We start from the raw sequence: 15,227 nt of genomic DNA on the forward strand, positions 1-15,227 counted from the left end.
GCATAGGCAACGCATGAGCCGAAATACGGTGACCACCGATCCTCGCCGCATGTCCGGCAGCGTAGATCCACTGTGCGCGAGGGCCACAGCATCGTTCGTCCCTGCCGACGGGGGCAACCGCGTAGACTCGACGCTCGACCAGGGCGACGGCGAGGAGATCACACCGCGATGAGCAATCAGTACCCGAACGACCCGTACGGTCGGGACCCCTACGGTCGAGATCCGTACGGCCAGGGACCGCACCGCCAGGATCCGACGGCCAGGTACGAGAGCTACCCGCCGTCGCAGGCATACAGCGCCGCTGGACCACATCAGCCGCAGCCGGGCCAGCCCTCCCGCAAGCCGGCTGCGCCGAGTATCAATCCCACGTTGTTCATCGGCGGCGTCATCATGACCGGCATCGTCACTGGCCTGGCGGCCTGGCTCGGCGCGTGGATTCTGCGAACAATCGCCGAGAAGATCAACGAGACCGGCAAACTCGGCGTCTGGAATCCGCTCGCCCGCGACGAGTACTGGTTCGCCGTCGCCGCGTTCCTCTGCGCCCTCGCCGCCGCCGCACTTTGGTACGTCCTGCAGATCGTGACACCGTCGCCCGATCAGTTCTACAGTTGGACGGTCGGACTCCTACTTGCCGCCGCGGTGATCATCCCGCTGCTGTTGTCGCAGGGCTGGGAGGTCGGCATCGCGACCGCGATCATCCACCTGGTCATCGGGCTGCCGATCCTCACCCTGATCCCGACCGTCGGCCGCAAGAGCTATCAGTAGCCGCTAACGCAGGTGCGTGACGTCGCCGGCAGCCGCGACAACCTTCTCCCCATCGGCGTTTACGACGATACGTCCAGCGGCGTCGATCTCTTCGGCGATGCCGACGATCTCCTTGTCGCCGGGGAGGATGAGTTTCACCTGTTTGCCCAGGGTGCCGCTCTGCGCCCGGTAGCGGGTCGCGATGTCGGGCAGGCGGTCGGGCCACAGCGCCAGTAGATCATCCAGATTCGTCAGCACGGCCACCGCCAAATCGGCGTGGTCCACTGGTGCGCCAGTCGCCACCGACAACGACGTCGCGGTCGGTACCGGGAACTGTTCTTCGGTCATCGCGGTGTTGATACCCATGCCGATGATCGCGGTGCCGCCACCGTCAGACCGACCGGCCCCCGCCGCGACGAATTCGGCCAGAATTCCCGCGACCTTTCGGTCGTCGATGAGAACGTCGTTTGGCCACTTGAGATTTACCTGTCCGGGACGTTGGCGCAGGGTCGGGCAGACCTCTTCGACCGCCGCACTCACCGCGACGCCGGTGAGCAGCGATAGCCAGCCCAGGGCCGCCGAGGGCTTCGGCACGCCGACCGCGACCGACATCGCCAACTGCGAACCCGCGGGAGTTGCCCATGCGCGCGCGTGGCGTCCGCGTCCGGCGGTCTGCTCGAGCCCGATCAGTACGTGACCGGCGACCGCAGCCGGATCCCCTGACGCCCGCGCCGCCAGATCGGCGTTGGTCGAACCGATCGAGTCCACCACCTCGATCCTGCTCCACCGGCTGCCCCGCATCCGGTCGTCGAGTTGTGTCTGTAGTTCCGCTGCGATCGTCTCGGTCATATTCAAGTAGCCTACGTCGCCGGAGAATGCCGAGGTAGTGGCCGTCACACCCAAATGTGAGGAAGCCTTCATATTGGCCCGGTTGACGGACCATACCGAGCGATCGCTAGCATCGGTGTTCATGACCACAGCTTCTCGCGACGATGCCGGCGCACCAGACATTCACACCACCGCAGGCAAACTCGCTGACCTGCGCAACCGCCTCGAAGAGACACACCACCCCGTCGGCGAGGGCGCAGTGGAGAAGATCCATGCGAAAGGCAAGCTCACCGCGCGTGAGCGCATCACTCACCTGCTCGACGAGGGCTCGTTCGTGGAACTCGACGCTCTGGCTCGTCACCGCAGTACCAACTTCGGCCTAGCCGACCGCCGACCGCTCGGCGACGGCGTCGTCACCGGGTACGGCACCATCGACGGGCGTGAGGTCTGCGTGTTCTCGCAGGACGTCTCGGTCTTCGGCGGCAGCCTCGGCGAGGTCTACGGCGAGAAAATCGTCAAAGTCATGGACCTGGCGATCAAGACCGGCCGTCCGCTAATCGGTATCAACGAGGGTGCCGGGGCCCGAATTCAGGAGGGTGTGGTCTCTCTCGGCCTGTACGGCGAGATCTTCCACCGCAACGTCCGCGCCTCCGGTGTCATCCCGCAGATTTCGCTGATCATGGGCCCGGCGGCCGGTGGCCACGTCTATTCACCCGCACTCACCGATTTCGTGGTGATGGTTGACCAGACCAGCCAGATGTTCGTAACCGGACCCGACGTCATCAAGACGGTCACCGGCGAAGACGTCACCATGGAGGACCTGGGCGGCGCACACACGCATATGGAGAAGTCCGGCGTCGCGCACTATGTGGCACATGACGAAGAGGACGCCCTCGACTACGTCAAAGACCTGTTGAGCTACCTACCGTCGAATAATCGGGCCGAAGCTCCGGTGCTACCGGTCGCGGAGCCGGCCGCCGGGTCAATCGAGGAGACCCTGAACGAGGAAGACCTCGAACTCGACACCTTGATCCCGGATTCGCCGAACCAGCCCTACGACATGCACGAGGTCATCCGCCGCGTCCTCGATGACGACGAGTTCCTCGAAGTCCAGGCTGAGCGGGCCCGCAACATCATCATCGGCTTCGGTCGCGTCGATGGGCGCAGCGTGGGCATCGTCGCCAATCAGCCGACCCAATTCGCCGGTTGCCTCGACATCGACGCCTCGGAGAAGGCCGCACGCTTCGTCCGTACCTGCGACGCCTTTAATATCCCCATCGTGACCCTGGTGGACGTTCCCGGCTTCCTGCCCGGAACCGATCAGGAATACAACGGCATCATTCGCCGCGGCGCAAAGCTCCTGTACGCATACGGCGAGGCCACAGTCGGCAAGGTCACTGTCATCACCCGCAAGGCGTACGGCGGCGCCTACGACGTCATGGGCTCCAAGCATATGGGCGCTGACGTCAACCTCGCCTGGCCGACCGCTCAGATCGCGGTCATGGGCGCTTCGGGCGCCGTCGGGTTCGTCTACCGCGGAAAGATCAAAGAAGCCGAGAAGAATGGCGAGGATGTCGACGCACTCCGTCTGCAATTGCAGCAGGAATACGAGGACACTCTGGTCAACCCGTACGTCGCCGCCGAACGCGGGTACGTTGACGCGGTGATCCCGCCGAGCCACACGCGTGGTCAGATCGCCACCGCGCTGCGACTCCTCGAGCGCAAGTACGTCAACGTCCTCCCCAAGAAGCATGGGAACATCCCCCTGTGAGCGAGGACAGCGCCGTGAGCGCAGACGAGAGCACTCCGACCCAACAGCCGCTATTGCGGGTTGTCTCGGGCAACCCGACCGACGAGGACCTGGCCGTGTTGGTCACCGTCTTCGCCGGCGCATCGGGTGGCTCAGGCGGTGCCGCACCGCGAATTCGCGACGACTGGGGACACCCGGTAGTCCGACTGCGGCCAACGTGGAATTCACCGACCGGATTCACCAACCTTCGCTGGTGACCCATTTCTGACACATCGCGTCGCGACGTCGCTCCCGAGGTGATCTTGGGTTCGGCGTCGCCCGCGCGTCTGGGAGTCTTGCGCAACGCTGGACTGTCGCCGCGCGTACTTGTCTCCGACGTCGATGAGGACGCGCTGCTGGAGAAGCTGGTCGCCGCGCGGCCCGACGAGATCGTCGTGCGATTGGCGCAGGCGAAAGCCGACGCCATCATCGCGACGATAGCTGCCGAGAATCCCACGGCGGACGCCAAAACGATTGTGCTGACCTGTGATTCGATGCTGCTCTTCGACGGCGCATTGACCGGCAAACCCCACCGTCCCGACATCGCGGTGGCTCAGTGGCGCCGCATGCGCGGCCACTCCGGCGAACTCGTCACCGGGCATTGCGTGAGTGTCCTACAGGGCCCCGACGTCGTCGACAGCGCGCACCAGGCGCATTCCACCGTCATCAACTTCGACGACATAGATGACGCGACGATCGACGCCTACGTCGCCACCGGGGAGCCATTGGAGGTCGCCGGCGCTTTCACCCTTGACGGGCTCGGCGGCTGGTTCATCCGCGGTATAGACGGCGATCCCTCGTCGGTACTCGGCATCAGCCTGCCGACCATCGCCGGCCTGTTGCGTGGGCTCGGCATCGACGTCACGACGCTGTGGAATCGCTGATTACCTCCGAAACCCCTTGTTCTACAACAGCTTCCGAACACGTCACGCGCACTTCTGACAACTTCCGTAGTCGCTTCATGCCGATCAATCCCATCTTTCCCAGCGCGCCACATACTTGAGCTACCGCCAACGCCGGGATCAATACAGGCGGACACAATTAAGTGATCCGCAACCCGGATTCGCATGATCGACAACCTGATTCGATGGCTGAAATCCCTTGTAGCCCTGTACGTTTGACCCAGTGGCTTTTCAAGTTACCTATCAGTACAGTGTGGCCCGTGACGCCTCCCACACTCACTACCGGGCGTGATGTGCAACCCATCACTTCTCGTGTCACCGGCGATGATGACCTTTTCATACGCATGGATCGAGCACTCGGTGTGCCGCTCGCCAACCAAGTAATGTGGCGCCTGCACACCCCCATATCCGTCGAACGATTCGCCGCTATCGGCGAACGGCTGGCGCACACTCCGGTCAATCGGGTGGTGCGCCGCAGTCGAATGGTCTTCGCACGTGACTACTGGGTGGACGCGGGCCCCGCGGGCGGCGCCGTTACCTACGACGCCGAGGACATCGGGGACGGGGAACTCACCGGCTGGCTCAACGATTGCGTGACAACCGAATTCAACCTGACGACCGGTCCGGTGTGGATGCTTCGGGCTGCTCGATCGCGCGACGGTGGCGGCGTCGTGTCATTGACCTCACACCATGCCGTCGGTGACGGGTGGTCGGGGGTGCGCAACGTTCTCAACGCTGTCGATCCGACGTCGGCCACGCTCACGCTTCCCGCGTCTGCACCATCGATCGGAGCTGACGCGCGCGATGCATTGGAGCAAATCTCTTGTATCGCAGGCAATCTCGGTCGGCTCGCGGTTGATTCGGTTCGACGACGTAGTCGCGGGCCGCTGCGATCGGTCATCACGGCCCAATCCATCCCCCAGCCACCGACGCCATCCCCGAACGACATCGCGGCCGAGAAACCTGCCCATCCACCGCTGTCCATCGTCAGCTTCGACTCCACGCAGTGGCAACAGGCCGCCGCACGCCACGGCGGCACCTCCAATGCACTATTGGTCGCGATTACCGCGGGACTTGTCGTCGCAGCCGGCCGCGCCAGGTTCGACGACGAGATCCGAATCATCATCCCGATGTCGCGCCACGACCCCAGTGACGACGACCTTCGGGCGAATGTGACCGTCGGGCTCAATCTCGACGTCCCGACCAGCCTCAGCAGAGACCAGGACTTGGCGACGATTCGTACGCTGGCCAAGCACGTGTACCAACAATCTGGGCGCGCCCCTGATCCGCTCGCGCGACTCCAGCCGCTGATCCAAAGCCTCTCGGACGAGGCCCTGTTACGGCTGAACAAAAATGCCGCCACTCCCCTGGCAGTGGCGTCGAATGTTGGCGAGTTCGCCCCGCGCTTCGCACAGCTGGGAACCGAGGATGTCAAAGACGTTGCGCTGCGGTCTGTTCCACAGCACTCAAGCCCAGAACTCTTAACCCGTCTGCGTGGGGGGTTAGCCTGTTGGCTCAGTTCGACCGACACGACGACCACGCTCGGTGTCGGCTCATATGATCCGATCAGTATCCCGACTCAGTCGGCCCTCACGAAACTGGTCACCGACGAATGTGCCCGCTGGGGCCTCACCCCATCACATTGGTAGGAGCCCTATCGCGCGATCGGCGACCCTCGCAGCGGAGATTATCCGCCTGCGATCGCATCGTGTTCCACCGAATTCCACTTTCTCCCAACGACATATCCGTGCGTTGTGGTTGTTCCTTTGCGTTGAAAGGCTAGGTAATGCTGCCGAAGAATATCTGGATTGCCGCAGTTGTGTGCGCGGTGCTTGTCGGTGTTACCGCACCGATTGCCACGGCCGCACCCAACCGGGCGCGAATCGAGCGCGTCGTGCCGGAAGGGCCAACGCAATCCGCGGCCTACGTCTACTCAGCCGCAATGCGTAAGACCGTCAAGGTCCAAATTCTCACCCCTTCGTCGCAAACACGCACCGCCGGAACAACTTCACGGCCCACCCTGTATATGCTCGGCGGACTCGGCGAAGAAGATCCGAATAACAGCATCTGGCTACTCAAGACCGACATCGTGAAGTTCTTCGCCGACAAGAACGTGAATGTCGTACTCCCCATTGCCGGAAACGGCAGTTTCTACACCGACTGGCGACACGACGACCCAGTCCTCGGCCGCTACCGCTGGGAGACATTCCTGACCAGGGAACTCCCCCCGCTACTGGAAGACCGCTTCGGCGCCAACAATTCTCGTGCCATCGCCGGGCTATCCATGGGCGCGGGCTCAGCGCTCGTCCTGGCTGCCCGACACCCGCAGTTCTACCGGTCGGCCGCGTCATACAGTGGGTGCTACTCGGCCAGTGACGCCTCCGGGCAGATCTCGGCCCGCTCGATCGTCAGAAGCTTCGGTGGCAATGCCGACAATATGTGGGGCCCGGTCAACGACCCCCAGTGGGTCGCACATGACGTCGTACGCCAGGCCGCCGGCCTGCGGGGCACCGATGTCTACGTCTCGGTCGGCAGCGGTTTGCCCGGCCGCTATGACGCACCTGGCTATCCCGGCAACGACAAACCTGCCGACCGCGTGCTGGTCGGTGGTGCGATCGAGCTCGGATCCCTCGCGTGCACGCGAGCTCTACAGTCAGCTCTTGCCGCACAACGAATTCCCGCACGATTCCAATTCGTCAATCCGGGTACCCATTCATGGCCCTATTGGGTGGATCAACTCCACTCCAGCTGGCCGGTGATCGACCGCGCCCTCAATCGTTAACCGATTCCTCTTCGTCGGAAGGCACGCAATGGAATACACCGAACTCAGCGATTACCCCCTGCCCAGCGGACGAGTCACCGAATGGACCGTACGAGTACCCGACGACGCTTGGGTCGCCGACGAGCGGCGCCTTTCGCACACCCACCTGGCACATGCGCGTCGAGCAACCGAGGCCGGCGACGCCTGGTACAGCGAGTGGATCGGGACCGCCTTCCTCATCGAGCATCGATTCGACGCCGAGGTGTTGGCCCGGGCTTTGCAGCGGTGGTACGCCCGCCACGAGGTATTCCGGAGCACGCTCGTCTCAGGCGTCAAGGACGGTCAGTTTCGCCGTCGCACCGCCCCGGCTGACGCTGTCGTCGCGGAGTCCAGGCTGGTCGGGGATCGGTTGTCGAGTACCGCGGTGTACGAGCACATCGACGAACACTTCAACACCACCGTGTCGCCGTTGCGCTGGCCGCATTGCGTCGCGGTTACCGTTGAGCCACAGGATAATCCGGATAGTTTCCTATTCGTGTTCGCCGCCGACCACACCGTGATGGACGCCTACACTCAGGTATTCGCCATCGATGAGGTCATCGCTCTATATGAATCCGAACTCACCGGCGAGCCCGACGAGCTTCCCTCATTCGGCAGCTATATCGATTTCAGCGAGGCAGAGCGTCATCGCGCTGAACAGGTTGAAGCGGGAGATCCCGCCGTCGCCGCCTGGGCGCAATTCTTCAACGACCACGTCAAAACCGCTGTCACACAACCTGACCGGATGCCCGCATTCCCCCGGCAGAACACGCAACATGGTTCAGCTACTGCCGCTGATCTCACCTCAAGCACCCATCAGGCAAGCCTATCCACCTGGATCCTCGACGCTGATCACACCGAGAAATTTCACCGTGCGTGTAAAGCCGCCGGGGTAAATATGCAGGCCGGTGTCTACGCCGCACTGTCGATCGCCGCGTACCGTCACACCGGCCGTTCGGGCGTGCGCTTCATCAATCCAATTCACACCCGTACCGCATCACGGTGGGCGGGCTCGGCAGGCTGGTTCGTCGACATCGTGCCAGTCCACCTTGATCCCGGCGAGGCGCGGACCTTTCTGGACGCGCTGGGTGCGGTCGCGGCTAGCTCCGCGAAATATCAGACGGACTCGACCACACCGTATTCAACCGTCGCCGACGTGCTCGATGATCCCGCAACCGAGCACGCGCCACAGTTCGTGGTCTCCTATATAGATATGCGCACGGCACCGGGCGCTCAACACTGGGCACGGCGACGTGCGCGCGTATTACGCAGCGCGACAAGACAAGCCGACGAGGTCTACCTCTGGATCAATCGCGTTCCGAGCGGAACGAACATCTCTGCCCGCTTCCCCAGCGGACCGGCAGGCAATCCGATGAGCGATTTCATCACCACTCTGACCGGGGTTCTCCGCGAGGTGGCCGCCATCGGCGACACCACCTTCGCTGCGCCGGTCCCCGCAGCCGCGCAGGAGGACATTTCGTGACAACCAATCCGACGACGGCCCGCTCGATCGACAATCCGCTGACGCGCGGCATACCGCGCGGCGGAGACCTCGTCGAATGGCGACTGGCGAACCCCGATTGGGTACGCTCGACGGCGCACCGCCACCCCATCGGACCATCATTCCTACAATACGATCACATCGTCGCCGCCGCGGCCAACGCCGAAGCCGCCCAGCAGGATTCGGCGACTGTCCATCGAAACACCGCCGTGACCGGGGTGGTCACCTGGGTACCGGACGTTTTGAACAGAACCGCGATGGCCGATGCCCTCACCGACTTCGTACGTCGACACGACGAGTTGCGCTGCTTCTTCGAGATCGCCAATGACGGACCGACCAGGTATCTGGTGCCGCCGGCGGCAATCGAATACGTCACCGACGACATCGGCGAGACTCGGCTCGGACACGCGCTGGTCGACTACATCGTCGATCGGATCGAAACGACAACCGGCTATCACCAGTTGCCCGGCTTCACCTTCGGCGCCGCGGACAGCGGGGACGGCTTCGCGTTGTATTTCGGTGCCGACCATTCACATAGCGACGGATACTCGCAACTGCTCGCGATTGACGAGATCGTCACTCTCTACCGTCATCGGATCGCCGGTACCCCCGCGGCATTGCCGCCGACGGCCAGTTTTCTCGACTTCGTCGCCGCCGAGCAGGCGAGGGCGGCGATCGTGTCACCAGACGATCCGCGTATCGACGTGTGGCGCAAGCTATTCGCCTCGACAGACGGCGTCGTGCCACGCTTTCCACTCGATCTTGGTCTCGTCGACGAGGAACCGGTAGCAGCGAGCCGAGTGCATCACGAGGTGCTGTCAGCTGAACAGGCAGCAGCATGTGATCGGCGCGCCGACTCGTTCGGCGTCTCATTCACCGCGGTCGTCTACGCCAGTCTCGCCGCAACCGAATACGAGTTGACCGGCCGCACATCGTATTTCACCGCAACGGTACTTTCCACCCGAACCCCCGCCCAAGCCCGCACCCAGGGTTGGTTGTGCAATTTCGCGCCCATCGCATTCGTCCACGACCCGGATGGGCCGATCGATGAGTTGGTGCACACCGCGGCGTCGGCGGTCCGTCAGGCTCGCGAGCTATCGCACCTTCCGGTGCACGCCGCCCTCGGCATTCTGGCCGCCGAAGGCCGCTACCACCCGGAAGCCGGTGCGCCCCAAATGGTTTCCACAATCGACTTCCGCCGGATGCCCAATCGAGACGAGCCAGCGATGCGCGCCGCCGAGGCATTCGCCGGCCTCGGCCCTACCCGCAACGCGAATATGTGGATCAATCGTTACGAGACCGGCGTTGACCTCGCCGCCCAGATTCCCGCCACGCCGCGGGCCCGCGAGGTAACGAGCCGATACTTCGACATCTTCATCGAGCGGATGCGCGAATTCGCCGCCGGCGGTTGAGCCGTCGTCGGCAATCACGTATTACCTCAGGGCGCAATCCGGTGATGTCGTTGCGCCACATCGGGATGCGCCCGCGTGCGCGACTTCCACGCGTTCTCACCGTAGGTCGCGAAGATCGGATTGGATGGATCGGCCTCGACACCCCGCGCGTCGGCCGCGAGGTGCTCGGGAAGGTCGATGACCGGGATATTCACATCCAGCGCCGGGTTGAGGAAGTACGGTATCGACACCCGGTCGGTTCCCGGGCGCGGGGCCGACACTCGATGCCGGGTCGCCCGCAGGTAGCCGCCGGTAGCGACTTCGAGCAGTTCGCCGATGTTGACGATGAACGCCCCGGGCAGCGGCGGCACGTCAACCCAGTCACCGGTAGGCGTTTCCACTTGCAGTCCATCCGACCGCGGTTCCACCAACAGCAGGGTCAGCACTCCTGAATCCTTGTGTGCACCAACCCCTTGCGGATTGTCGGGGTTGCCCGGATAGCGCACCACTTTGATCAATGTCGCCGGATCGTGGGCGAAGGCGGCATCGAAGGTCTCTTCCGGGGCGCCGAGTGCCGCAGCCCAGTGTCGAAGCAGTCGCCTCCCGATCGCCGACACGTCGAGATCCCAGCGTTGCAACACCGTACGGAACTCCGGCAACGCCGACGGCCACAGATTCGGGCCCTGTAGATTCCAAAACCCTTGTGCACCAGGCACTACATCGCGCTCCGGTCCGATGTCGACTTGTTCACGCCAGTCGACTTCCCCATTGGTCAGCTCGCCACCGACCCTTGAGTAGCCGCGGAACTGCGGGCTGAGCAGTTGACTGATTTCCTGTTTGGCATTGTCGGGTAAGGCGAAGAACTCTCGCGCCACCGACAACACGCCGTCGATCCGTTCGGTCGACAGACCGTGGCCCACAAGATAGAAGAAGCCGATGTCATGGGTGGCGGCAAGCAAGTCGCGACGGAACTGATCCGAGTCGGGGCCATCGGCGACCGAGAGATCGAGAACGGGAAGCATGCCTTCGAGCATTACTCATCGGAGACGAGAAGTCCGCACCGCGCCGACGTTAAGTGCACGCGTGTGAAGAAAATGTATGAACCGCTGCGTATGCTGTATACGTTCGCCCCGAGGCCACAAGCTTCACCGGCAGGACGAGTGACACCGTGAGCCTTTATCCGAGACGATGTGGGAGACATCCGTGCCCGTCGAGACCGACCCCAACCCGACCTTCGCCGATTACGCACACCCCGAACGGCTGGTCACCGCGCAGTGGCTGTCGGGACATATCGGCACTCCGGGACTCAAGATCATCGAGTCCGATGAGGATGTCCTGCTCTACGACATCGGACACATCCCCACCGCGCAAAAAGTCGATTGGCATTTGCATCTCAACGATCCAGTGACCCGCGACTACATCGACGGCGCGAAATTCGCCGAATTGATGAGCACCAAGGGTATTAGCCGCGACGACACCGTCGTCATCTACGGCGATAAGTCCAACTGGTGGGCCGCATACGCACTGTGGGTCTTCACCTTGTTCGGTCACCCCGACGTCCGGCTGCTCGACGGCGGGCGTGATGCCTGGGTCGCCGAGGACCGTGACATGTCCTTCGACGTTCCCGAGTACCCACGCTCGGACTACCCCGTCGTCGAACGTAATGACGGATTGATTCGCGCGTACGCCGACCAGGTCCTCGACTCGCTGGGCAAACAGCCTCTGATCGACGTGCGGTCCCCGCAGGAGTACACCGGCGAACGCACTCATATGCCCGACTATCCGCAAGAGGGCGCGCTGCGCGGCGGCCATATTCCGACTGCCGTCTCCATCCCGTGGGCGAAGGCCGCGGCCCCGGACAGCCGCTTCCGCTCGCGTACCGAGCTCAACGCGATCTACGCCGACTTCGACCCGACCACGCCGACCATCGCCTACTGCCGCATCGGCGAGCGGTCGAGTCACACCTGGTTCGTGCTGACGTATCTGCTGGGCTTCGACAAGGTCCGCAACTACGACGGCTCGTGGACTGAGTGGGGCAATCGGGTTCGTGTGCCGATCGCCATTGGCGAGGAGCCTGGCGACGCCCCCGGCAAGGCTTGACATGTCACTACCACCCGAACTCGCCGAGATCGTCGAAGACTTTGCCGCGCTTGGCGATTCGGACAAGGTAACACTGCTTCTCGAGTTCGCCGATGAACTCCCCGCCCTGCCCGAACACCTCACGCAGGACGCGATGGAGCCGGTGCCCGAGTGTCAGTCGCCGGTGTTCTTGTCGGTCGATGCTTCGGATCGTGCTGCGGTGCGCGTGTACTTCAGCGCACCTCGCGAGTCGCCGACGACGCGCGGGTTCGCCGCGATCCTGTACCAGGGACTCAACGGCCAATCGGCTGAGGTAATCGCCGCCGTGCCACCCGACTTCTATTTCGACCTCGGGTTGGGCGCGATAGTTTCGCCATTGCGATTGAACGGGATGGCCGGGATGCTCGGGCGGATCAAGGGACAGGTGGCGCGGGCGGCGTAACGCTGCCCGAATAGCTGGATGGACGGTGACCACCGACGATCGGAGCCGTTCTTGTCCACCAGACTGATCCGCTTGGTGGTGGTCATATTCCTCACTTTGCCCGCACTCCTACTTGCCACCCCGGCATCTGCCTGTGCCTGCGGCGGCATCGCAAGCTCCGACCCCGACGCTCGCGTCAACGGCGAAATCGCGATCGTCTCGAAATCGGGCAACCGCGAAACCATCGACATGCGTCTGTCAATGCGTTCAATCGCCCACGATGCCGCACTAGTCATCCCGACTCCAACCAGCGCAGCAGTTTCCGCTGGCGATTCATCGACCTTCGACCGCTACGCCACGATTACCGCGCCTCGCGTAGAAACCCGCGAACACTGGTGGGTGTCATCGACTAACACCCCCGACGGCGGCGTCGGAGCACCGGCACCGGGAACCGCGCCAACCGGTGCGCCGACCGTCGTTCAGCAGGTAGCTCTGGGTCCACTGGAGGCAACCGTCCTCACCGGCGGCGATCTGCCTGGCCTTCGAAAGTGGTTGTCGGATAACGGTTACCGACTCAAGACGGCGGTCGGTGACGCATTGTCTCCGTATGTGGACGAGCATTGGTCCTTCGTCGCCATCCGGCTCAATTCCGATACGCCACTGTCCGGCCCACTCGACCCGATCCGAATGGTCTTCGACTCGGATCGGATTGTCTATCCGATGCGGATGTCGGTCGCGGCCAAGGGATTTCAGCGCGTCATCACATACGTTGTCGCCGACCATAGGCAAGAACGCGTCGACGGCGATGCCAATAGTCAGAACATCGAAGTCAGTTACGCCGGGCGACTGGACGACGGCCGATTCCTCACCCAGGTGACCACGATCATCGCGCGACCTTCGACAATCACCTCCGACTTTGTCTTCGCCGACGCCGATAATGACGACCCTTTTCAGGAAGTCCGTTATGTCGACTCCGATGTGAGGATTTTGGGAATTATGGCTGGACCGTTCCTAGTCGGCATTGGGGTGCTCGCAATCGCGGCGGTAGCTGCCATCATTGCCCGACGACGGGGCTGATAGTCCGCGACACGAACATGTTCGCCCACCTTCGCCAGACACCGCCACGCTGACCTGGTTGGATGTGTACTTGCCCGCCACAGCCCGGCGGCAGCCGTCCATTCGCCCGAAACGGAGTCCACCATGGTGTTCGTCGAACGAGCGCCGCGATGAAGTTCATCCAGATTCTTGAGGATTCCGTCGAACCGGGGGCACTGGTCGAGTGGACGCCGATAACGCCGCCACGCGACGAGTGGGTCAGCGACTCGCGGTTGACCTCGCATAACCACGAGGCACACCTACGAGGCGCGATCGCACACTACCGGGAGACGGGTACCGAAGGCGGCCGCGAGTCGTGGCTGGGGCTGGTTATCGAATTCGACGAACCCCTGTCGGTACCCGCCATCCGCGCCGCATTGATCGCCTGGATCGACCGCCACGAGGTCTTGCGCAGCCACGTCGTGATTCGCGGCGAGGGCACCACCGGCGAAGGGCTGCATCGCGTCAGTGTCCCGCCGAGCGTGGTCAAACTCAAAATGGGCCGTATCGGCTGGTATGCCAAACCCGATCTGCTGATCGAACAAATCGCCGGGTCCTTTGACCGTGCGACCGCGCCGACCCGCTGGCCCGCTTATGTGTTCGCGACCGTCGCCCGCGAACACTCCTTCACATTGCTCTTCGCCGCCGATCACTCGCTACTCGACGGCTACTCATTGATCATGGCCCAGCACGAGTTGGTCGAGCTGTATCGCGCTCAGCGCGACAAAGCGATGTCACGTGTCGCGGTGAACCCGAATCCGCTTCCGCCGCAACTAGTTTCAGTCGGTAGCTACGTCGATTTCAGTGCGCAGGAGAGGCGCACCGCCGACATCGCCGATACCACTCACCCAGCCCTGGCGGTGTGGGCGGGATTTCTACAGGGTGCCACCGACCTGCCCGCGTTCGGCAACTCCGAGATCCACATCGACGCCGATGCGCCGCCGGCGCCCCAGGCATCACTGACCACGGATGTCGCCGATGACGGTCAGACAAATCGCTTCACCGCCGTCTGCGCCGAAGCCGGCGGCAACCTGCAAGTCGGCATCATGGCCGCGCTCGCTGTCGCCTACCGCCGGTCGATGAATATCAGCGATTTCCGATGCATCATGCCCCGGCACACCCGCCATGAGGAACGTTGGCTCGGCTCGCTCGGCTGGTTCGTCGCATTGGCGCCCTGCGCCCTCGATACCGCCGACGATCCCACTTTCGACCAAGCCGTCAGCCGGGCCGCCGGTGAACTCAAACGCACGAAACCCGCGGCGACACTGCCATTCCTGCGGGTCGCCGATTTGCTCGGCATCACCGGTTCGCCGCGGTTTGTCGTCTCCTTCCTCGACACCCGCTACGCTCCCGGCGCGCACGAGGCCGATGCCGGCCGGGCAGCGGTCCTGCGTAGCCACAGCTATGCGCCCGACGAGGTCTACCTCTGGGTGAACCGCACGCCGTCGGGCCTACGACTGTCCGCGCGCTACCCGGCCGACTCTCCGGTCACCGACGACGTTCTGCGCTACCTCGACGCGTTCTCATCGCTCATCACCGAGATCGGTGACGCATCGACTTTCTACCACTGAATTTTAATCGGACGAAACACCCATCTGAGCGACGGACCGATCAATCGTTCGGGGGCTGACGTCAGGACCTAAAATAGGTCCGCCTAGTATCAGGTGTTGTGCGTCA

14 protein-coding genes are annotated in these 15,227 nt (G+C 63.2%); 12 read left to right on the forward strand and 2 right to left on the reverse strand.

Going from position 1 to position 15,227, the window contains the following annotated elements:
• Positions 1 to 168: 168 nt before the first annotated feature.
• Complete coding sequence (locus AAFP29_RS15015; protein ID WP_419218202.1) at positions 169 to 765, forward strand: DUF6069 family protein; 597 nt, start codon at positions 169 to 171, stop codon at positions 763 to 765.
• Between the two features lie 3 nt (positions 766 to 768).
• On the opposite strand, the gene AAFP29_RS15020 is transcribed toward AAFP29_RS15015, so the two are convergent.
• Positions 769 to 1,716 carry a biotin--[acetyl-CoA-carboxylase] ligase gene (locus AAFP29_RS15020; protein WP_419218203.1) on the reverse strand — a complete coding sequence of 316 codons (948 nt, stop codon included), beginning with the start codon at positions 1,714 to 1,716 and terminating at the stop codon, positions 769 to 771.
• Between AAFP29_RS15020 and AAFP29_RS15025 the strand changes: the two genes are divergently transcribed.
• From AAFP29_RS15025 to AAFP29_RS15055, 7 genes are all read left to right on the forward strand, one after another.
• Positions 1,676 to 3,343 carry an acyl-CoA carboxylase subunit beta gene (locus AAFP29_RS15025; protein WP_419218204.1) on the forward strand — a complete coding sequence of 556 codons (1,668 nt, stop codon included), beginning with the start codon at positions 1,676 to 1,678 and terminating at the stop codon, positions 3,341 to 3,343. The genes AAFP29_RS15020 and AAFP29_RS15025 overlap by 41 nt on opposite strands.
• A complete protein-coding gene (locus AAFP29_RS15030) occupies positions 3,340 to 3,579 on the forward strand; it encodes an acyl-CoA carboxylase subunit epsilon (RefSeq protein ID WP_419218205.1) in 240 nt (79 codons plus the stop codon). The genes AAFP29_RS15025 and AAFP29_RS15030 overlap by 4 nt, the downstream gene beginning before the upstream one ends.
• Positions 3,580 to 3,624: 45 nt before the next feature.
• Positions 3,625 to 4,245, forward strand: a complete 621-nt coding sequence (locus AAFP29_RS15035; RefSeq protein WP_419218206.1) for a Maf family protein — start codon at positions 3,625 to 3,627, stop codon at positions 4,243 to 4,245.
• A gap of 278 nt (positions 4,246 to 4,523) precedes the next feature.
• Positions 4,524 to 5,912, forward strand: coding sequence for a hypothetical protein (locus tag AAFP29_RS15040; protein WP_419218207.1), 1,389 nt, complete (start codon positions 4,524 to 4,526; stop codon positions 5,910 to 5,912).
• A gap of 137 nt (positions 5,913 to 6,049) precedes the next feature.
• The gene (locus tag AAFP29_RS15045) at positions 6,050 to 7,045 is read left to right on the forward strand and encodes an alpha/beta hydrolase (protein WP_419218208.1); all 996 of its coding nucleotides are present in this window, start codon (positions 6,050 to 6,052) and stop codon (positions 7,043 to 7,045) included.
• A 28-nt stretch (positions 7,046 to 7,073) separates the two neighbouring features.
• Positions 7,074 to 8,546, forward strand: coding sequence for a condensation domain-containing protein (locus AAFP29_RS15050; protein ID WP_419218209.1), 1,473 nt, complete (start codon positions 7,074 to 7,076; stop codon positions 8,544 to 8,546).
• On the forward strand, positions 8,543 to 9,976 hold the full coding sequence (locus AAFP29_RS15055; RefSeq protein WP_419218210.1) for a condensation domain-containing protein: 1,434 nt from the start codon (positions 8,543 to 8,545) through the stop codon (positions 9,974 to 9,976). Before AAFP29_RS15050 ends, AAFP29_RS15055 begins: the two co-directional genes overlap by 4 nt.
• Positions 9,977 to 10,002: 26 nt before the next feature.
• Here the strand turns inward: AAFP29_RS15055 and AAFP29_RS15060 are convergent, their stop codons facing one another.
• Positions 10,003 to 10,977 carry an isopenicillin N synthase family dioxygenase gene (locus AAFP29_RS15060; protein WP_419218211.1) on the reverse strand — a complete coding sequence of 325 codons (975 nt, stop codon included), beginning with the start codon at positions 10,975 to 10,977 and terminating at the stop codon, positions 10,003 to 10,005.
• A gap of 181 nt (positions 10,978 to 11,158) precedes the next feature.
• Here AAFP29_RS15060 and AAFP29_RS15065 point away from each other — a divergent pair, with 181 nt between their 5' ends.
• From AAFP29_RS15065 to AAFP29_RS15080, 4 genes are all read left to right on the forward strand, one after another.
• Entirely contained in the window at positions 11,159 to 12,055 is an 897-nt protein-coding gene (locus AAFP29_RS15065; RefSeq protein ID WP_419218212.1) for a sulfurtransferase, read from the forward strand.
• Between the two features lies 1 nt (position 12,056).
• On the forward strand, positions 12,057 to 12,476 hold the full coding sequence (locus AAFP29_RS15070; RefSeq protein ID WP_419218213.1) for a SufE family protein: 420 nt from the start codon (positions 12,057 to 12,059) through the stop codon (positions 12,474 to 12,476).
• 51 nt (positions 12,477 to 12,527) lie between these two features.
• Positions 12,528 to 13,532, forward strand: a complete 1,005-nt coding sequence (locus AAFP29_RS15075) for a DUF2330 domain-containing protein (protein ID WP_419218214.1) — start codon at positions 12,528 to 12,530, stop codon at positions 13,530 to 13,532.
• Positions 13,533 to 13,681: 149 nt separating this feature from the next.
• Entirely contained in the window at positions 13,682 to 15,121 is a 1,440-nt protein-coding gene (locus AAFP29_RS15080) for a condensation domain-containing protein (RefSeq protein WP_419218215.1), read from the forward strand.
• Positions 15,122 to 15,227 lie beyond the last annotated feature (106 nt).

Origin of the sequence: Gordonia sp. CPCC 205333, assembly GCF_048537885.1 — a bacterium.
Taxonomy (GTDB): domain Bacteria; phylum Actinomycetota; class Actinomycetes; order Mycobacteriales; family Mycobacteriaceae; genus Gordonia.

Bases quoted from the DNA above. Each gene is read 5' to 3' on its own strand.
- AAFP29_RS15015 (WP_419218202.1), top strand. From the start codon at position 169: ATGAGCAATCAGTACCCGAACGACCCGTACGGTCGGGACCCCTACGGT.
- AAFP29_RS15050 (WP_419218209.1), top strand. From the start codon at position 7,074: ATGGAATACACCGAACTCAGCGATTACCCCCTGCCCAGCGGACGAGTC.
- AAFP29_RS15080 (WP_419218215.1), top strand. From the start codon at position 13,682: ATGAAGTTCATCCAGATTCTTGAGGATTCCGTCGAACCGGGGGCACTG.
- AAFP29_RS15070 (WP_419218213.1), top strand. From the start codon at position 12,057: ATGTCACTACCACCCGAACTCGCCGAGATCGTCGAAGACTTTGCCGCG.
- AAFP29_RS15045 (WP_419218208.1), top strand. From the start codon at position 6,050: ATGCTGCCGAAGAATATCTGGATTGCCGCAGTTGTGTGCGCGGTGCTT.
- AAFP29_RS15060 (WP_419218211.1), bottom strand. From the start codon at position 10,977: ATGCTTCCCGTTCTCGATCTCTCGGTCGCCGATGGCCCCGACTCGGAT.
- AAFP29_RS15020 (WP_419218203.1), bottom strand. From the start codon at position 1,716: ATGAACACCGATGCTAGCGATCGCTCGGTATGGTCCGTCAACCGGGCC.